At 44.2% G+C, this 16,212-nt stretch carries 16 protein-coding genes; 14 read left to right on the forward strand and 2 right to left on the reverse strand.

Annotation, left to right across the window (positions count from 1 at the left end):
• The 14 genes from ACS8FA_RS14770 (at position 1) to ACS8FA_RS14835 (ending at position 14,920) form a co-directional block, all read left to right on the forward strand.
• Positions 1-672, forward strand: a complete 672-nt coding sequence (locus ACS8FA_RS14770) for an NADH:ubiquinone reductase (Na(+)-transporting) subunit D (RefSeq protein WP_057762168.1) — start codon at positions 1-3, stop codon at positions 670-672.
• Entirely contained in the window at positions 672-1,280 is a 609-nt protein-coding gene (gene nqrE / locus ACS8FA_RS14775) for an NADH:ubiquinone reductase (Na(+)-transporting) subunit E (RefSeq protein WP_011281361.1), read from the forward strand. The genes ACS8FA_RS14770 and nqrE overlap by 1 nt, the downstream gene beginning before the upstream one ends.
• A gap of 122 nt (positions 1,281-1,402) precedes the next feature.
• Entirely contained in the window at positions 1,403-2,638 is a 1,236-nt protein-coding gene (gene nqrF, locus ACS8FA_RS14780) for an NADH:ubiquinone reductase (Na(+)-transporting) subunit F (protein WP_439264705.1), read from the forward strand.
• A gap of 175 nt (positions 2,639-2,813) precedes the next feature.
• Entirely contained in the window at positions 2,814-3,614 is an 801-nt protein-coding gene (locus ACS8FA_RS14785; RefSeq protein WP_439264703.1) for an SDR family oxidoreductase, read from the forward strand.
• Positions 3,615-3,737: 123 nt separating this feature from the next.
• On the forward strand, positions 3,738-4,892 hold the full coding sequence (locus tag ACS8FA_RS14790; RefSeq protein WP_439264701.1) for an FAD:protein FMN transferase: 1,155 nt from the start codon (positions 3,738-3,740) through the stop codon (positions 4,890-4,892).
• A 200-nt stretch (positions 4,893-5,092) separates the two neighbouring features.
• Entirely contained in the window at positions 5,093-5,338 is a 246-nt protein-coding gene (gene nqrM, locus ACS8FA_RS14795; protein WP_057762175.1) for a (Na+)-NQR maturation NqrM, read from the forward strand.
• Positions 5,339-5,734: 396 nt separating this feature from the next.
• Positions 5,735-6,967: an MFS transporter gene (locus ACS8FA_RS14800; protein WP_439264699.1), complete on the forward strand. Its 1,233-nt coding sequence runs from the start codon at positions 5,735-5,737 to the stop codon at positions 6,965-6,967.
• 295 nt (positions 6,968-7,262) lie between these two features.
• The gene (locus ACS8FA_RS14805) at positions 7,263-8,114 is read left to right on the forward strand and encodes an arylesterase (RefSeq protein ID WP_439264697.1); all 852 of its coding nucleotides are present in this window, start codon (positions 7,263-7,265) and stop codon (positions 8,112-8,114) included.
• 12 nt (positions 8,115-8,126) lie between these two features.
• Positions 8,127-8,846 (forward strand): ABC transporter ATP-binding protein, encoded by a 720-nt coding sequence (locus ACS8FA_RS14810; RefSeq protein ID WP_439264695.1) that lies wholly within the window; start codon positions 8,127-8,129, stop codon positions 8,844-8,846.
• A complete protein-coding gene (locus ACS8FA_RS14815) occupies positions 8,843-11,440 on the forward strand; it encodes an ABC transporter permease (protein WP_439264693.1) in 2,598 nt (865 codons plus the stop codon). The genes ACS8FA_RS14810 and ACS8FA_RS14815 overlap by 4 nt, the downstream gene beginning before the upstream one ends.
• 139 nt (positions 11,441-11,579) lie before the next feature.
• Positions 11,580-11,810 carry a YodC family protein gene (locus tag ACS8FA_RS14820; RefSeq protein WP_439264691.1) on the forward strand — a complete coding sequence of 77 codons (231 nt, stop codon included), beginning with the start codon at positions 11,580-11,582 and terminating at the stop codon, positions 11,808-11,810.
• Between the two features lie 14 nt (positions 11,811-11,824).
• Positions 11,825-12,073: a DUF6953 family protein gene (locus ACS8FA_RS14825; protein WP_439264728.1), complete on the forward strand. Its 249-nt coding sequence runs from the start codon at positions 11,825-11,827 to the stop codon at positions 12,071-12,073.
• Between the two features lie 64 nt (positions 12,074-12,137).
• Complete coding sequence (locus tag ACS8FA_RS14830; RefSeq protein WP_439264690.1) at positions 12,138-13,031, forward strand: hypothetical protein; 894 nt, start codon at positions 12,138-12,140, stop codon at positions 13,029-13,031.
• A gap of 566 nt (positions 13,032-13,597) precedes the next feature.
• Complete coding sequence (locus ACS8FA_RS14835) at positions 13,598-14,920, forward strand: valine--pyruvate transaminase (RefSeq protein WP_439264688.1); 1,323 nt, start codon at positions 13,598-13,600, stop codon at positions 14,918-14,920.
• Positions 14,921-14,975: 55 nt separating this feature from the next.
• Here ACS8FA_RS14835 and ACS8FA_RS14840 read toward each other — a convergent pair whose 3' ends face one another.
• Entirely contained in the window at positions 14,976-15,341 is a 366-nt protein-coding gene (locus ACS8FA_RS14840; RefSeq protein WP_220455964.1) for a hypothetical protein, read from the reverse strand.
• A gap of 204 nt (positions 15,342-15,545) precedes the next feature.
• The gene (gene hisH, locus ACS8FA_RS14845) at positions 15,546-16,181 is read right to left on the reverse strand and encodes an imidazole glycerol phosphate synthase subunit HisH (RefSeq protein WP_439264686.1); all 636 of its coding nucleotides are present in this window, start codon (positions 16,179-16,181) and stop codon (positions 15,546-15,548) included.
• Positions 16,182-16,212 lie beyond the last annotated feature (31 nt).

The raw sequence follows: 16,212 nt of genomic DNA on the forward strand, positions 1-16,212 counted from the left end.
ATGGCTGACACTAAAAGCATTTTAACCACGCCTATCTTTGATAATAACCCAATTGCCCTACAGATCCTTGGTATCTGTTCGGCATTGGCTGTCACCACCAGCATGGCTAACGCTATGGTCATGTGTGTGGCATTGACCTTGGTAACGGCATTTTCAAGCTTTTTTATCTCTATTATCCGTAAGCAGATTCCATCAAGCATTCGTATCATCGTACAGATGACGATTATTGCTTCGTTGGTTATCTTGGTTGATCAGGTACTAAAAGCAGTGGCTTATGACGTCAGTAAAGGTCTATCTGTCTTTGTTGGTCTGATTATCACTAACTGTATCGTTATGGGCCGTGCCGAAGCATTTGCTATGAGCAACCCACCAATCCCAAGCTTTTTAGACGGTATTGGTAATGGTCTTGGTTACTCAGCAGTATTACTATTCGTTGCAACTATCCGTGAGCTATTGGGTGCTGGTACTTGGTTCGGTATTACGATTCTACAGCCAGTCACTGATGGCGGTTGGTACATACCAAACGGTCTATTACTGTTACCACCATCAGCGTTCTTTATCATCGGTTTGTTCATCGCTGTTGTCCGTATCTGGAAACCAGAACAAGTTGAAGAAGCTGAGTTTGTAATGAAGCCGCAGTCTAAAGGCATGGCACATGGAGGCGGTCACTAATGGGACATTATGTTAGTTTATTTATAACCTCAGTCTTTATTGAGAACATGGCGCTTGCCTACTTCTTAGGCATGTGTACTTTTTTGGCCGTATCCAAAAAAGTCTCTACAGCGATTGGTCTAGGTGTTGCGGTTGTTGTCGTAATGGCAATTACCGTTCCACTAAACAATTTACTATTCCAGTTCATCCTAAAAGATGGTGCGCTGGCATGGGCAGGCTTCCCTGATATCGACTTGAGCTTCTTAGGATTGCTAAGTTATATCGGTTTGATTGCAGCTACCGTACAGATCCTAGAGATGTTCTTGGACAAGTTTGTACCGAGTCTATATAACGCACTTGGGGTATTCTTACCACTAATCACCGTAAACTGTGCCATCTTGGGTGGTGTACTATTTATGGTTGAGCGTGACTATAACTTTGGTGAATCTGTTGTCTATGGTGTGGGTGCAGGCTTCGGTTGGGCACTTGCTATTACAGCATTGGCGGGTATCCGTGAAAAGCTAAAATACTCAGATATTCCAGCACCGCTGCGTGGTCTTGGTATTACTTTTATCACGGTTGGTCTTATGTCGCTCGGCTTTATGTCGTTCGGTGGTATGTCCATCTAAACCGCTAAGCTCAAAGCTTTCATTAGCTATTTGACTTATTTAATTCATTTATTCGGTAGAGGTTTGGGTACAGCATAGATTATGCCCCCACACCCCTACCCCATAGATTAAGGATACCTACCATGGATTACGCTACGGCGATTGGTGGCGTTGCTATGTTTACCTTGATCATCATGGGCCTTGTCGCTATTATTTTGGCGGCGCGCTCAAGACTGGTCAGTTCAGGCGATGTCACTATCCATATTAATGATAATCCCGATAATGATGTGGTGACACCAGCTGGCGGCAAACTACTACAAACGCTAGCGGGCGAAGGTATATTTTTATCTTCAGCTTGTGGTGGTGGTGGTACTTGTGCGCAGTGTCGTTGCCGCGTTATTGAAGGTGGTGGTTCTATTTTGCCCACCGAAGAAGGCTATTTTACCCAAGGTGAAATCCGCAATCACATGCGCTTAGCTTGTCAGGTAGCTGTTAAGCAAGACATGAAAATTGAGATTGATCCTGAGTTCTTTGATGTACAGAAATGGGAGTGTGAAGTTATCTCTAACGATAACGTTGCCACTTTCATTAAAGAGCTGGTGCTAAAAATCCCAGAAGGCGAAGAAGTAAACTTCCGCGCTGGTGGTTATGTGCAGCTTGAAGCGCCACCGCATGAAGTACATTATAAAGACTTTGTGATTGACGAAGAGTATAGAGAAGACTGGGAAAAATTCGGTATCTTCAACTATGTCTCAAAAGTTGATGAGCCCGTTATCCGTGCTTACTCAATGGCCAACTACCCTGAAGAAAAAGGCCTCATCAAATTCAACATCCGTATCGCAAGTCCACCGCCACGTGGTCCTGACGGCATTCCACCGGGCAAAATGTCTTCATGGGTGTTTAGTCTGGTCCCTGGCGACAAAGTGACGGTTTCAGGTCCTTATGGTGAATTCTTTGCCAAGAAGACCGAAGCTGAAATGATCTTTGTTGGTGGTGGTGCTGGTATGGCTCCAATGCGCTCACATATCTTTGATCAGCTCAAACGTTTGAATACTGACCGTAAGATTAGCTTCTGGTATGGTGCTCGTTCTATTCGTGAGATGTTCTACGTTGAAGACTATGATCAGCTAGAAAAAGAATTCGATAACTTTGAGTGGCATGTTGCACTGTCTGACCCATTACCAGAAGATAACTGGGAAGGTCCAACAGGCTTTATCCATAACGTATTGCTCGAAAACTATCTGAAAGATCATCCAAACCCAGAAGACTGTGAATACTACATGTGTGGGCCACCAATGATGAACGCTGCCGTAATCGACATGCTACACAGCATGGGCGTGGAAGACGAAAACATCATGCTTGATGATTTCGGTGGTTAAGTTAGAGACTTAATCTGACAGCACAAATCTAAGAATAAAAAAAGAGTCTCAATTGAGGCTCTTTTTTTGTGCGATTTTTACACATAACTGTGGCTTTATAGGCTACAAATCTAGCTAGTAGAGTCGCTTTATTATCCTATATTATGGACTATCTAAACATTGAGAAAGGACTCTTATGAAAACGAAATACAAAGATTTGACCATTTGGATCACAGGCGCTTCTAGCGGTATTGGGCAAGCATTAGCCGTTACCTTCGCCAAACGCGGGGCTAGAATAATTCTAAGTGGACGTGACAGTGATAAGTTAGAGGTGGTCAAAAATAGCTGCAAACGTGCTAACAAACATATCGTTGTTCCTTTTGATATTAGCGATGCCAAACAAACCAAAGCCGCTTATGCTACTGCTAAAGCTCAGGCAGGAAAAATCGACTGGCTCATCAATAATGCTGGTATCAGTCAGCGTTCGCTCATCATGGACACGGCTGAAGAAGTTGAACGCCAAATCATGGAAATAGATTACTTTGCTCAGACGCGTCTTACCAGACTTGCGTTGCCTGATATGATTGCACAAGGCGGCGGCAAAGTAGTGATGGTCTCGAGTGTGGCAGGTTTGTTGGGTACACAATATCGCGGCGCTTATGGAGCAGCCAAAGCAGCGCTGCATATGTGGGCAAACAGTTTGCGTGCTGAGCTACATGACCAAGGAATCGAAGTAGCCACGATATTCCCTGGGTTTATTCAGACTAATATCTCTATCAACGCGTTGACTGGCGACGGTAGCGCACAAGGTACGATGGATGAGGCAACCAATAATGGTCTAACTGCGACTGAGTTTGCTAAACAAGTTGTGAAGGCGCTCGCCAAGGAAGAAGAATATATTATCGTCGCTGGTCGCAAAGAAAAACTGGCAACACGGGTCAACCGCGTCTCTCCGCCAAAACTCTATAAGCTCATACGTGAGTCACAAGTAAAATAATCCACTCAACCGAACGAATTGTCGCTGAATGGTGCCTTCATTAGTATTTTTGGGTTCAAGGGGTGTAAAATAAGCATGGCTTGTTTTACACCCTACTCATTTCTACGCCATACCGAAAATATTATGAAAAACACTATATACTGCTTATCTTCCAAAAAAACTCTACACCGTACCCTAGTTGGCGTCGTTGGTCTTGCCAGTACTTTGGGTCTCAGCGCTTGCCAACAAACCCCAGACTATAACTATCTGATCGGTGAGACGATGGGGACGAGCTATCATATTAGCTATCAGTTGCCTGATGATGCGGACGAAGCTGCCATACAAGCTGCGGTAGACGAACGCCTAAAACAAATTAACGATAGCATGTCTACTTATCAAAACGACTCGACGATATCTACATTCAATCGTTTGGGCAAAGACAAACCTATCACCATCGATGCTGATTTTAGTCGTGTGCTAGATGTCTCGCAAATTGTCTATCAGCAATCTGGCGGTGCCTTTGACCCTACCGTTATGCCACTCGTAAACACATGGGGCTTTGGGAGCACCATGACAGTCGAGCGCCTACAAAGCCCACCGACTGCCGTTGAGATTGCGCAAGCTAAAGCATTGGTCGATTTTGAGAGCATCATAAAGAAAGACAACACCATCTATAAAACCAAAGACGGCGTTGGTTTAGATTTCTCTGCTGTGGCCAAAGGTTATGGCGTCGATGTCATCGCTGATGTGTTGAGAGATGATTATCAAATTCGTAACTATATGGTTGAGATTGGCGGTGAAATTGCCACCTCTGGTGTGAATAACCAGCAGCAGCCATGGCAAATTGCGATTGACGCCCCTATTGAAGGCAGCACGGTCAGCGAACGTCAAACCATATCTGCTATTCGCCAGCCGAAAAACACGGCTAGTCAGATGCATCTAGCGACCTCTGGTAACTATCGTAACTCTGTCATATTCGATGGCAAACGCTATAGCCATACTATCGATCCAACAACGGGTAACCCTATTGCAGGCGGCGCACCTTCGGTCACTGTCGCAGCTGATTCGGTTGCATTGGCGGATGCGTGGGCAACTGCCCTTACCGCGATGCCTTATCACAAGGCACTAAATGTCGCTAAAACGCAAAATCTAGCAGCTATGTTTGTGGTACTAGCTGACGATGTAAAAGCAAAGGGTTCTGACGATATATTTGACGAAGCTACTGCCGATGATATTGACGACTGGCAGGTGGTACAGACACCAGCGATGAAAGCGTTACGTGCTGATAAAAAGCTCTAAACGTTCTCTAAGCTCTAGACGGTATACTCTACAAGCCACTGGTAAGTGATAGATGTGAAACAAGAGAATACGTTAACGCACAACGAGCTGCACTAAAATTTGCTATACTATTATACAGTTGTTATTAACGGTGCTTAGCTGTCATGAACTTAGACAACACTACTAATAACTGCCCTATTTTTTAAAATGAGGTTTCCTCTATGCTTAGCCAACTGCTTCCTATGCTTGCCATTACTTTCACCGTATTTGTCCTATTCTTCATTTTTATGGGCGTCGGTTATATGGTCAAAAAAAAGCCGCTTAGAGGATCTTGTGGCGGTGTTGCCAAATTGATGGGCGACGAAAATTGCTCGTTTTGCGGCAATGATCCCAATAAGTGCGATTCACTAATCGCTGAACAGCAAGAGAATGCATTGAGAGCTGCTCAATTGGGTAAATCGGTTTAATAGCCTATTGGTTACCATACGCTGGTAGCATTTACCTGACATATGTTCTTATAATAGCGTCAAGTCATTCAAAAGTGACTTGGCGCTATTTTTATTGTGCGATAAGACTATTTATTTAAGATTACTAATTATCGCCATCTCTTATTATCACTGTTCTATAGCCGTAACTCGAAGTAACCACACATACATTTTGACTAAGCTGCCTGCCAATTCAGCAAAGTCAGTTCAGTAGATTGTATGTCTTACGCGCTACATATATTTTTCGGTCTAACTTACGATATCGATTACCGTTTAGGTACGTGTCTGAGTAAATGCTCTCTGGTGTTATTTTATAGGCGGCGATTTCTTGGCGCTGTTTAATAACGTGTTCTTTTTCGCTGTCATCGTTGTGCTGCTATGTCTACCTCGTCCAATCTATCTGCTTCATCTAGCCTGCCCTCCTCACGCTTTACCTTTTGGTTGGTACTGTGTGCCATGGTTCTACTAGCCACCAATATGCGTGCACCTATCGTTGCACTAGGTTCTATCGCCCCAGTGGTAAAAGACGCGCTTGATATCTCTGAATTTCAGATAGGTTGGCTAGGGGCAGTGCCTATGCTGAGCTTTGCTGTAGGTGCGCTGATTTCTCCAACAATTGGTAAGCGATTCGGACTAGAAAACACACTGATTGCCATGATTGGGCTGTTAACGGTAGGGATGATTATCCGTACTGCTATCCCGACGTGGAGTGGGTTTTTAATTGGTACTTTGTTGCTTACCCTTGCCATCGGCTTCGCTAATACTTTAGCAGCACCGGTCATTAAACAGCGTACCCCGCAACATATTCCGCTGATTACAGGGTTGTTCAGTCTTACGATGACCACAGCAGCAGGTATCGTCGCAGGCGTGGTGCTACCGTTATCGGAGCAAGTTGGTTGGCAGTGGGCATTAGGCGGTTGGACAATACTAGGTGTTTTTGCCTTTGTTATCTGGCTGTTCTTACGTGTACGGTTGGGTTCATCTAACCATCAAGCGATCATCCCTGCGGCGTTAGGTTCTTCTGATATCTCTATGTGGCGAACCACCTTTGCGTGGCAGATTGCTATTTTTATGGGATTACAGTCATTATTATTTTATACCGTTGCCAGTTTTTTACCATCGATTTGGGTGAGTAAAGGGCTATCTGCCGTCAGTGCTGGACAAATGGGTTCTGTATTTCAGTTTATGGCACCAGTCTCTATCTTAAGCTTAACTTGGCTAGTCAATCGTGGCCGCCCCATCCAAGCGCTAGCAGTGTTCGCCGCTGTGCTAAACGTCGTTGGTATATTGGGTGTCAGCTATCTATCGACTGACTTGGCATGGCTATGGTCAGGCATGATGGGCATGGGCTGTTCGGCGATTTTCACCTTGAGCATGATGCTGTTCTCTATGCGTACCTATACGACCAATCAGGCAAGCGAGCTGTCTGGTATGGCTCAAGCAGTTGGTTATGTCATTGCGTTTTTTGGACCATTGGGTACAGGCTGGCTGCATGAAACAACGGGCAGTTGGAGTGTGCCACTTTTTATTATGCTGATACTGATGATTGTCAACGTCGTGATTGCTTGGCTTGTTAGTCGTCCAGTGATGGTCGATGGCAAATATATTTGATTGCTATAAGCCTTTGTTATTCATAAGGCCATAATTGCTAACGCGCAATAAAGCGGCTTTAAATTAACCTTAGGGCAATATAGGTCACTGTCTTATTTTGCTATAGTCAGTTCAATATAACTTAGATACTTAATATAAGCTGGATACTCAATATAATCTGGATAAAAGGAAGGTGAGTGACAGTACTACCAATAGTAGACTGAGCGAGCCTGACGATTCATCCGACTGATACCGTATCTGATTTAGATAGGATTTGACTATACCTTGGTTTGATTGCATATAGGACATAACACCCATGATGAATTTCCCTTCTCGTTTTGCTCAGCCCTTGCCTGCTATCGCCATGCTCGCAGCTGTAATGGCTATCAGTGGCTGTCAGAAAGATGCTGAAACCACATCTGCTACTGATACGCAGAGTACCAGTACTGAAGCGACTAACAGTCAAGCCAGCACTGCTCCAGTAGCAGCTGAAACCGCAGCAACAACTGATCAACAGGTCAAATCCTCATCACTTACTATTTTAGCGCTTGGTGACTCTCTGACAGAAGGTCTGGGAGTGGACAAAGACGACAACTATCCTGCTCAGTTAGAAGATCGTCTACAAGAGATGGGCTACGCTAATGCCAAGGTTATCAACTCAGGTCTAAGCGGTGAAACCAGTACGGGATTGGTCAATCGATTGGACTGGGTGTCGCAAACCAAACCCGACATCACCATATTGACTATTGGTGCTAACGATGCGATACGCGGTATCGATGTAGCGACCATTGAAGCCAATATTCGTACTGCGGTTAAGCACCTGCAAGACAATGGTAGTGTCGTCATCTTAGGCGGTATGTCGATCTATGACAATCTAGGCAGTGATTACGTCGCCTCGTTTTCAGCCATTTATCCTCGCATTGCCAAAGACATGAATCTAACGCTTATTCCGTTTTTCTTAGAGGGTGTTGGCGGTGACCGTGAGCTTAACCAAGCAGATGCGATTCATCCGACTAAAGAAGGCTACGAGATTATCGTTAACAACAATATCTTGCCTATTCTAGAGCCGAAATTAAATGAACTAGAAGAGTTAAAAGAGTTAAAAACAACCGATACCGATAACACAGCTGCAACGGCTCAAGACAATACGACAAACGAGACTACTTAACGAGACACTGTAATGACATCATCATCTTCGACTGCCATAGCAACGCCACAAGCAGACGCTAAGACACAAGCACTACTGACCGCTTCACAATTAAATAAAACCGTACAAGTTGGTGAGCAAAATCTGTCCATCATTAAAGACGTAGATATCTACGTTAATGCTGGCGAGTTTGTGGTCATCATGGGTAAATCAGGTTCGGGTAAATCTACTTTATTAGGGTTACTCGCAGCATTGGACTATCCCGACAGCGGTACGGTGTCGCTAGCAGGCCAGATGCTTAGCAGTCTTGACGAAGATGCGCTAGCCGTCATTCGTCAACAGGATATGGGCTTTGTCTTTCAGTCATTTCATCTACTTCCCACACTGACAGTCGCTGAAAATATCGCCTTTCCACTTGATATTGCCAGACGTCCAAACCCAGCACGCGTAGACGAGCTGATAGATGCGGTCGACTTAGGGCATAGACGTAACAGCTTACCCAATCAGTTGTCAGGTGGTGAGCAGCAGCGTACAGCGGTGGCACGAGCACTGGTATCGCACCCAAAGATTGTATTTGCTGATGAGCCAACGGGTAACTTAGACGAGCAAAATGCTGATCAAGTCATGCAGCTGCTATTAGACTTACGCCAACAGGTTGGCTCGGCACTGGTGATCGTGACTCATGATCCTGCACTTGCCGAGATGGCAGATCGCGTCATCACCATGCATGACGGCCGGATTGTACCGACATGAATGAAAAGCTGACAGACAACACATCAACTGATATAAAAAAGACTGATACCAGCATGCTCAATCAACTGTTTACCAAAACACTAGGCTCGCAAGCACTCAGCCGTAGCTGGTGGCAGCGCTGGGTGTATCCAGTGTTGTTTCTACTCACATTGACCTTGTCACTTGCAACCTACCTAACCCTCGACTCTGTGCAGCAGTCTGTCGATAGCTACATCAATGACAATCAGCGCGCGCTCGTTGGTGGGGATCTAATCCTAAACAGTAAGCAAGACTGGCCAAGCGAAGTATTGTCACAGGTAGAAACTATCCCTGATACACAGACGGTGTATGACTATCAGTTTAGCGCCATGCTGGTCAACGATGAGCAAACCTTGCTTGCCAGCGTCAAAGCCGTCTCGCCGTCGTATCCCTTATACGGCACAGCGGAGCTTGCCTCGGGGCAGCCGCTGTGGGATCAGCTAACATCTGACAGTGTGATCGTCGCACCAGAAGTACTCAGTAGTCTACAGGCCGATGTTGGCGACCGTATCACCATTGGCGATGCGCAGTTCACAATCAGTGATGTACTGACCAAAGAGCCTGACCGTCCGCTGACTACCTTTGGTTTTGGTGGGCGTGTGTTGATGAAACAAGATGCACTCCCGTCAACCAACCTATTGGGGCAACGCAGCCGCATAAACTATCGTATTGAGATGGCAGGCGATCCAGAGCTGATAAGCACGCAGCGTGAACAGCTTACAGATATCCTGACCAATTATCCTGATATCGAGCTCTCTGATGCAGAGTCCGCAGATACTTCTGTCTCGCGTATATCTGATAATGTGCTGATGTTTTTAAAATTGCTAGTCATTGCGGTGTTGCTACTATCTGCGGTTGCTATGTATGGCGTCATTAGTGCATTTGTCAGTAAGCAGCAGTCCAATAACGCGATTCGCTTGGCGTTAGGCGAGCCGCTGGGCTCACTCAAACGTAGCTACTATCAATTGCTTATCGTCACGACTGTCATTGCTTGTGTCGCAGCGGTTGCCCTTAGTCTGGGCTTACTTAAAATCGGACAACCGTATCTAGTGGCTATCTTGCCTGCCGATGTCGGTCTAGCCATCAATCCAATCAGTGCTATCAAAACTATTGTGATTGCTTTAGCCCTGACGCTACTGATTGCACAGCGGGGTCTAAGCGCGCTTAACACAACCAAACCCGCCACCCTACTCAATCAAGGGGCGAGTACGCAAACACAAAACTTGCCTTGGTATCGACGCGTGCCGCTACTATGGTATGGCTTGGTGCTGGCAGGACTGTATGCCTTCTTTGCCTATGAAGTTGGCTCACTGTCGTTAGGCGCACAGCTATTGGGCGGCTTGATTGGCTTTGTGGCGATATTTTGGCTATTGGCGCGTGGGTGGCTCTGGCTACTTAACAAGTTGGCAAGCAATACCAAGGTCAGTTGGATGCAGCGTATCGCCATTCATAACCTCGCGCGTAAAGGCAACCAATCAGCGTTATTCTTTGTCACTTTATCACTATCGGTGGCAGTGCTGACGCTTATCACCACACTCAATCACAGTATCAATGCGCAGTTTATCAATGCCTATCCTGAAGACGCACCCAATCTGTTTTTGCTCGATGTGCAGAGCGATCAACATGATGAGATTGATGCGATCATTGAAGCGCCCGTCACTTATTATCCCGTCATTCGTGCGCGTGTAGAGACGGCCAATGATGTGGCAGCAAAAGATATCGAGCCTGCTGATGGGTTTGATGATCCCACGCGTGTCTTTAACTTGAGCTATGCAGATACGGTCATGGAGACCGAATACATCACTGAATCGCTCACAGACGATGCGCTGTATACGCCTATCGATGATGCCGATCAGCAAGTCAAACCTTTATCTATCTTGGACACTGCCGCCAGTATGCTCAATGTCGGCATGGGCGATCAGGTGCGCTTTAACATTCAAGGTATCGAAATCGTCGGGCAGATTACCAGTATTCGCACGCGCTATGAGCGTGGCCCAAGCCCATATTTTTACTTCTTGTTTGAGCCATCGGTACTGTCCGCTGCCCCGCAGATTCAATTTGCCACTGCGCACGTATCAGAAGACGCCATTCCAGAATTACAAGGCAAACTGGTACGTGAGTTCCCTGCTGTCACTACCATTGATGGGACTGCCATTGCCAAGCAAATTCAAGAGCTGGTGGTACAAATGAGCCGCTTGGTCTATGTGTTTACCTTGCTTGCTCTACTCACTGGCGTTATGGTGCTGATCAGCTCGCTGCTGTCTACTTCGCAAGATCGCATGAAAGACAGCGCGTCATTTAGACTGCTCGGTATGCAAAAGCGCGATCTGTATATGCTAAATATCCTAGAGTTGGGCGTGCTTGGGATTAGCGCGGCGATATTTGCCGTTGTGATCGCCAGCGTTGGCGCATGGGCGGCCATCACGCAGTGGTTTAATCTACAGTTTAGTGTGCCGTGGACAAGCTTGGCTATTGGCGGTGCCGCGTTAGTCGTATTGCTGTTTGCCATTGCCATTATTTATGTGAGACTGGTAATTGGACGCGGGATTATGGCACGGGTACGGGCGATGATTTAGGCGTATTCGATTTTTTTCTTTATATATAGAATTTATTTTTGCTCTAAAAACTTTGATACTCTTGAAAAAAAAATTATTTACCCAACATTAGTAATGCAAGCAACGAAATTTTCAATAATACAAATATAGGATATAAATAATGAGTGAAAATCAGCCTAAATATAATATCGGTGACCAGGTACAGTTAAAATCTGGTGGCCCCTGTATGACTATCAAGGAGTTACTAAAAGACTATACTAGTAAAGAGTTTGATGGTAGTTATAGATGTCAATGGTTTGCAGGTAAGAAGTTGGATGGTGGTGTATTTCCTGAAGATAGCTTAATGCCTTATGTAGCTCCGAAGGTTGATTCAGAAGTAAAAAAAAAGTAGTTCCAGATAGCGTTATTTCTTGGATGGTTGATAAGTTAGAAATGGATGGGTGCCTATATCAGGATGATATTGTCGATTACTTAGTAAGAAATGACAATGAGGATTTTTTAAGAGAAAATTCTGATGGTAACCTTGTACTAGACAGGTCTTTATTAAAAAGATTTAAAGACCTTACTAGCGATAATGTAGTTTGGGTGCAGTCAGATTTTTACTGGCGTTATAGAGTTTTAGAAGATGATACTGGAAGAAAAGCTAGGGGTTAAAAACAGTGACTAACGAATTATAATACTTTATGATATTTAAGATTCTCTACAAACGAGGGCAACTATGGCAGATATTTTAGTTGCTACTAAGAATGATTTAGAGCTAGACGCGGAACTTAGAAGTCTAACACAGGCTCCTGTATCTTTTCTCGATCCTTCACATCCAAATATATCACCTGAAGTTAAATTTCTGATTTTAAAAGCTCGCTATCATGATCAGCTAATTGCAGATGGACTTGAGACTGGTCATTTAAAAATAGGGATCAATGGATTAGTACACTTTACGACTAAACAACCGATTTACTCTATTGCAGGTTTTATATTCGAGGCTTTTATAGTTAGACTAATTAACGAGAATATGTTAACTATTGGTAAAAAAGCTTTTGAATGGTGTACAGAAAGAAGAAAAACGAAGTTAGACTTCATTCAACAGTTTAAAGCTATTGGAACTGGTTTTACCACAACTAAGTCAGTTTATCCTAACTATTACGTTGCTCAGCACAATTTAGACGTACTATTTCTCAGAAAAAATAAAATAGACATCGTTGAGCCTGCCACGATTTTAAATACAAATAATACTGCTGGGATTCAGATAAAAGCTATTACAGGTAATGAAAAGCAAGAAATTATTGAGCCTATACTAAAAGGAAAGTATAAAAGAGTACTTACTTTCTTGCGACATCCGAATAATATTCATAGCTATGAAATTTGCTTAAACATTATTAATCAAATGTATTTAAATGGTGAAATTGGTTTAGACGAGAAGAACGACTTATCAACTCGTATTTGCTATCCTGAGATGCTGGGGATTGATCAACGTGATGTTGATGATTATTACTCCTATATAGTGCGTTGGTTCCATGGAGAAGCCCCAATAATTGAAGACATTAACTTAGGGATTGGTCTCGAGATTAAAGGCTTTAAATATGCTAATGGTTTATTACTACCAGAAAATTAGAATAATTTTTTCAAAATAATCTACGTTTTTAAGGAAGCTTCATGGTGTCACCTAGCACACAATTGAGAGTTCCAATTTAATCTCATAAATAATCAAGATTTGGTCGCATCTGTTTGAATTTATAGATTGTTCAATTTATAGGTGCCTTGGATGCATCCTACCTACTGCCCAAACCCAAGCTTATATTTTTATTATCTTAATAAACTTTACTATAGGTGCGGTTTAGCCCTGATTGAAGCGATAGCTTCGTAGACTGTGGCGCTTACATCACCTTATACAGAAGTGGTCGCTCAAACGTTGAAACACGTCTATGCTTAGATGCTATGCGTCACAAACTGCCAACTACAAGCAAAAAGTGGGATTAGCTACAAACCTCAAAACAAAACGCCTTCTACTCACCTAGAAGGCGTTTTTTACTTCACAACCTGTATAGACATATAAACCAATATCAGCCATGCACTTTGCTTATTTTATAGCCCTCATTTGCTATACTAACGCCCATATTGTCATTAGGGGTATGCGTGCCTATACCTCATTAACACCCTCTCAAACAGCATGGTAGCCTTATGAAATTCTCAAAGTTCGGTCAAAAATTTACCCAACCCACTGGCATCTCACAATTGATGGATGATCTGGGCGATGCGCTAAAAAGCGATCAACCTGTCAACATGTTGGGCGGTGGTAACCCTGCCAAAATTGATGCCGTTAATGAGTTGTTCTTGGAGACCTATAAGGCGCTGGGTGTTGATAATGATGCAGGCGTGCCCAATAGTAGCGCGATTATCAGCATGGCGAACTACTCTAATCCGCAAGGTGATGCCGCTTTTATCGACGCCTTAGTTGGCTTCTTTAACCGTCATTATGATTGGAATCTTACTTCAGAAAACATCGCCTTGACCAATGGCTCACAGAATGCATTTTTCTATCTGTTTAATCTGTTTGGCGGTGCGTTCACTGATGAGCATAACGAATCTGTCGACAAGTCCATTCTACTGCCATTGACCCCTGAGTATATCGGCTATAGCGATGTGCATGTGGAAGGTCAGCATTTCACCGCGGTATTACCGCATATCGATGAAGTGACGCATGATGGCGAGGAAGGTTTCTTTAAATATCGTGTGGATTTTGACGCATTAGAGAACTTACCAGCGTTAAAGGAAGGTCGTATTGGAGCGATTTGCTGCTCACGCCCGACCAATCCAACTGGCAACGTGCTGACCGATGACGAAATGGCGCATTTGGCCGAGATTGCCAAACGTTATGACATACCGCTGATTATCGATAACGCCTACGGCATGCCCTTCCCCAATATCATCTACTCTGACGCGCACCTGAATTGGGATAATAATACGATTCTGTGCTTTAGCCTGTCGAAGATTGGTTTGCCTGGTATGCGTACTGGTATTATCGTGGCCGATGCCAAAGTAATCGAAGCGGTCAGTGCGATGAATGCCGTGGTCAATCTAGCACCGACACGCTTTGGTGCAGCGATTGCCACGCCATTGGTAGAAAACGATCGTATTAAGCAATTATCTGATAACGACATCAAGCCGTTTTATCAAAAGCAGGCGACACTCGCGGTGAAGCTATTAAAAGAAGCCTTGGGCGATTATCCTTTGTTCATTCATAAGCCTGAAGGCGCGATATTTTTATGGTTATGGTTTAAAGACTTGCCGATTAGCACGCTGGATCTATACGAGCGCCTAAAAGAGAAAGGCACGCTTATTGTGCCAAGTGAGTACTTCTTCCCCGGTGTCGATGTCAGCGATTATCAGCATGCGCACGAATGTATCCGTATGAGTATCGCGGCTGACGAGCAGACACTGACTGATGGTATTCAAGCCATTGGTGAAGTCGTACGTGAGCTGTATGATGAAGCCAAAAAATAAGATGAGCTGCTAGAATTATAAATTCAAATAGCAGAATGAAAAAACGGACTATTAATTAGTCCGTTTTTTTATGGCGTTTGGTCAGTGAAGTCGATTTATTGGTTGGTCGAAATATAGTCGTCCACTTATTCAGCGCAAAAAGCACGTACGGCAGCATACAAGTATTAATCAAATCACGGATACTCGCGAGTATCTGATCACGGCTCAAGCCAGTTAAGCCAAGCGATTCAATTGTATCTCGATTGTCCAGATACTCACCCAACAGCGCAATGCAAGTTACGACGATCAGAGCGATAAATGATCGAATACCTTGGCTTTTGATAATAGGTCGCAGCGCAACCAGACACAGCAGATAAACACCGACACCGACATAGATATGTAAGGCATCTTTGGCAAGGCCAGTTGTTTCCACAACATTCATTTTAAAGGCAGTAAAATCCACTGAGATATTCCAAATATAAGCGAGTAGAAAATAACTGAGCGTATCACTAAACCATAATGGCTAAACTATAATAGCTAAAGAATAGCAGCTACAAAGTGATCACTGAGCATAAAAAAGGCAGATTATACAATTGATAATCTACCTTCTACTAAATTAAATATTCACTTCACGTTTATCAACTACTTACACATTCCACTTTACGAAGTTCTTGAGCAGTTGCAAGCCAACAGTATGGCTCTTTTCTGGATGGAACTGGGTAGCAAATAGATTGTCTTGGATCACACTGGCACAGAACGGTTGACCATAGTCACATACCGCCGCTACTTGTGAGCTATCAGCAGGATCACAGTAATAACTATGTACAAAGTAAAAATGCGCGTTGTCTTCGATACCGTGCCAGAGCGGATGGTCAAAATCCATACCGCTAATGGTATTCCAACCCATATGCGGTACTTTTATCGTTGCGCCCTGCTTGTCTTTCCACTTAGGGTCAAATGCTTCTACAGTGCCGTTTAAGATGCCTAGGCAATCCGTGCCACCATTTTCAGCTGACTGCTCAAACAACGCCTGCATGCCCACACAGATGGCCATAACGGGCTTGTTAAACACTGCATGGCGTATGACCTCATCAATTCCTGCTTCATGCATACCAGCGATACAATCACGCATCGCACCCACACCAGGGAAAACGATTTTATCAGCCGCCGCGACGACTTTTGGATCATTGGTGATAGAGACTTCTGCCCCGACTACCGACAGGGCTTTGCTAGCAGAGTGCAGGTTGCCCATACCATAATCTAATAGTGCTACTTTAGTCATCGATTGGTTCTCATTTTTAAATATTTCGACT

The sequence above is a fragment of the Psychrobacter sp. 1Y1 genome (assembly GCF_051847395.2).
Classification (GTDB): domain Bacteria; phylum Pseudomonadota; class Gammaproteobacteria; order Pseudomonadales; family Moraxellaceae; genus Psychrobacter.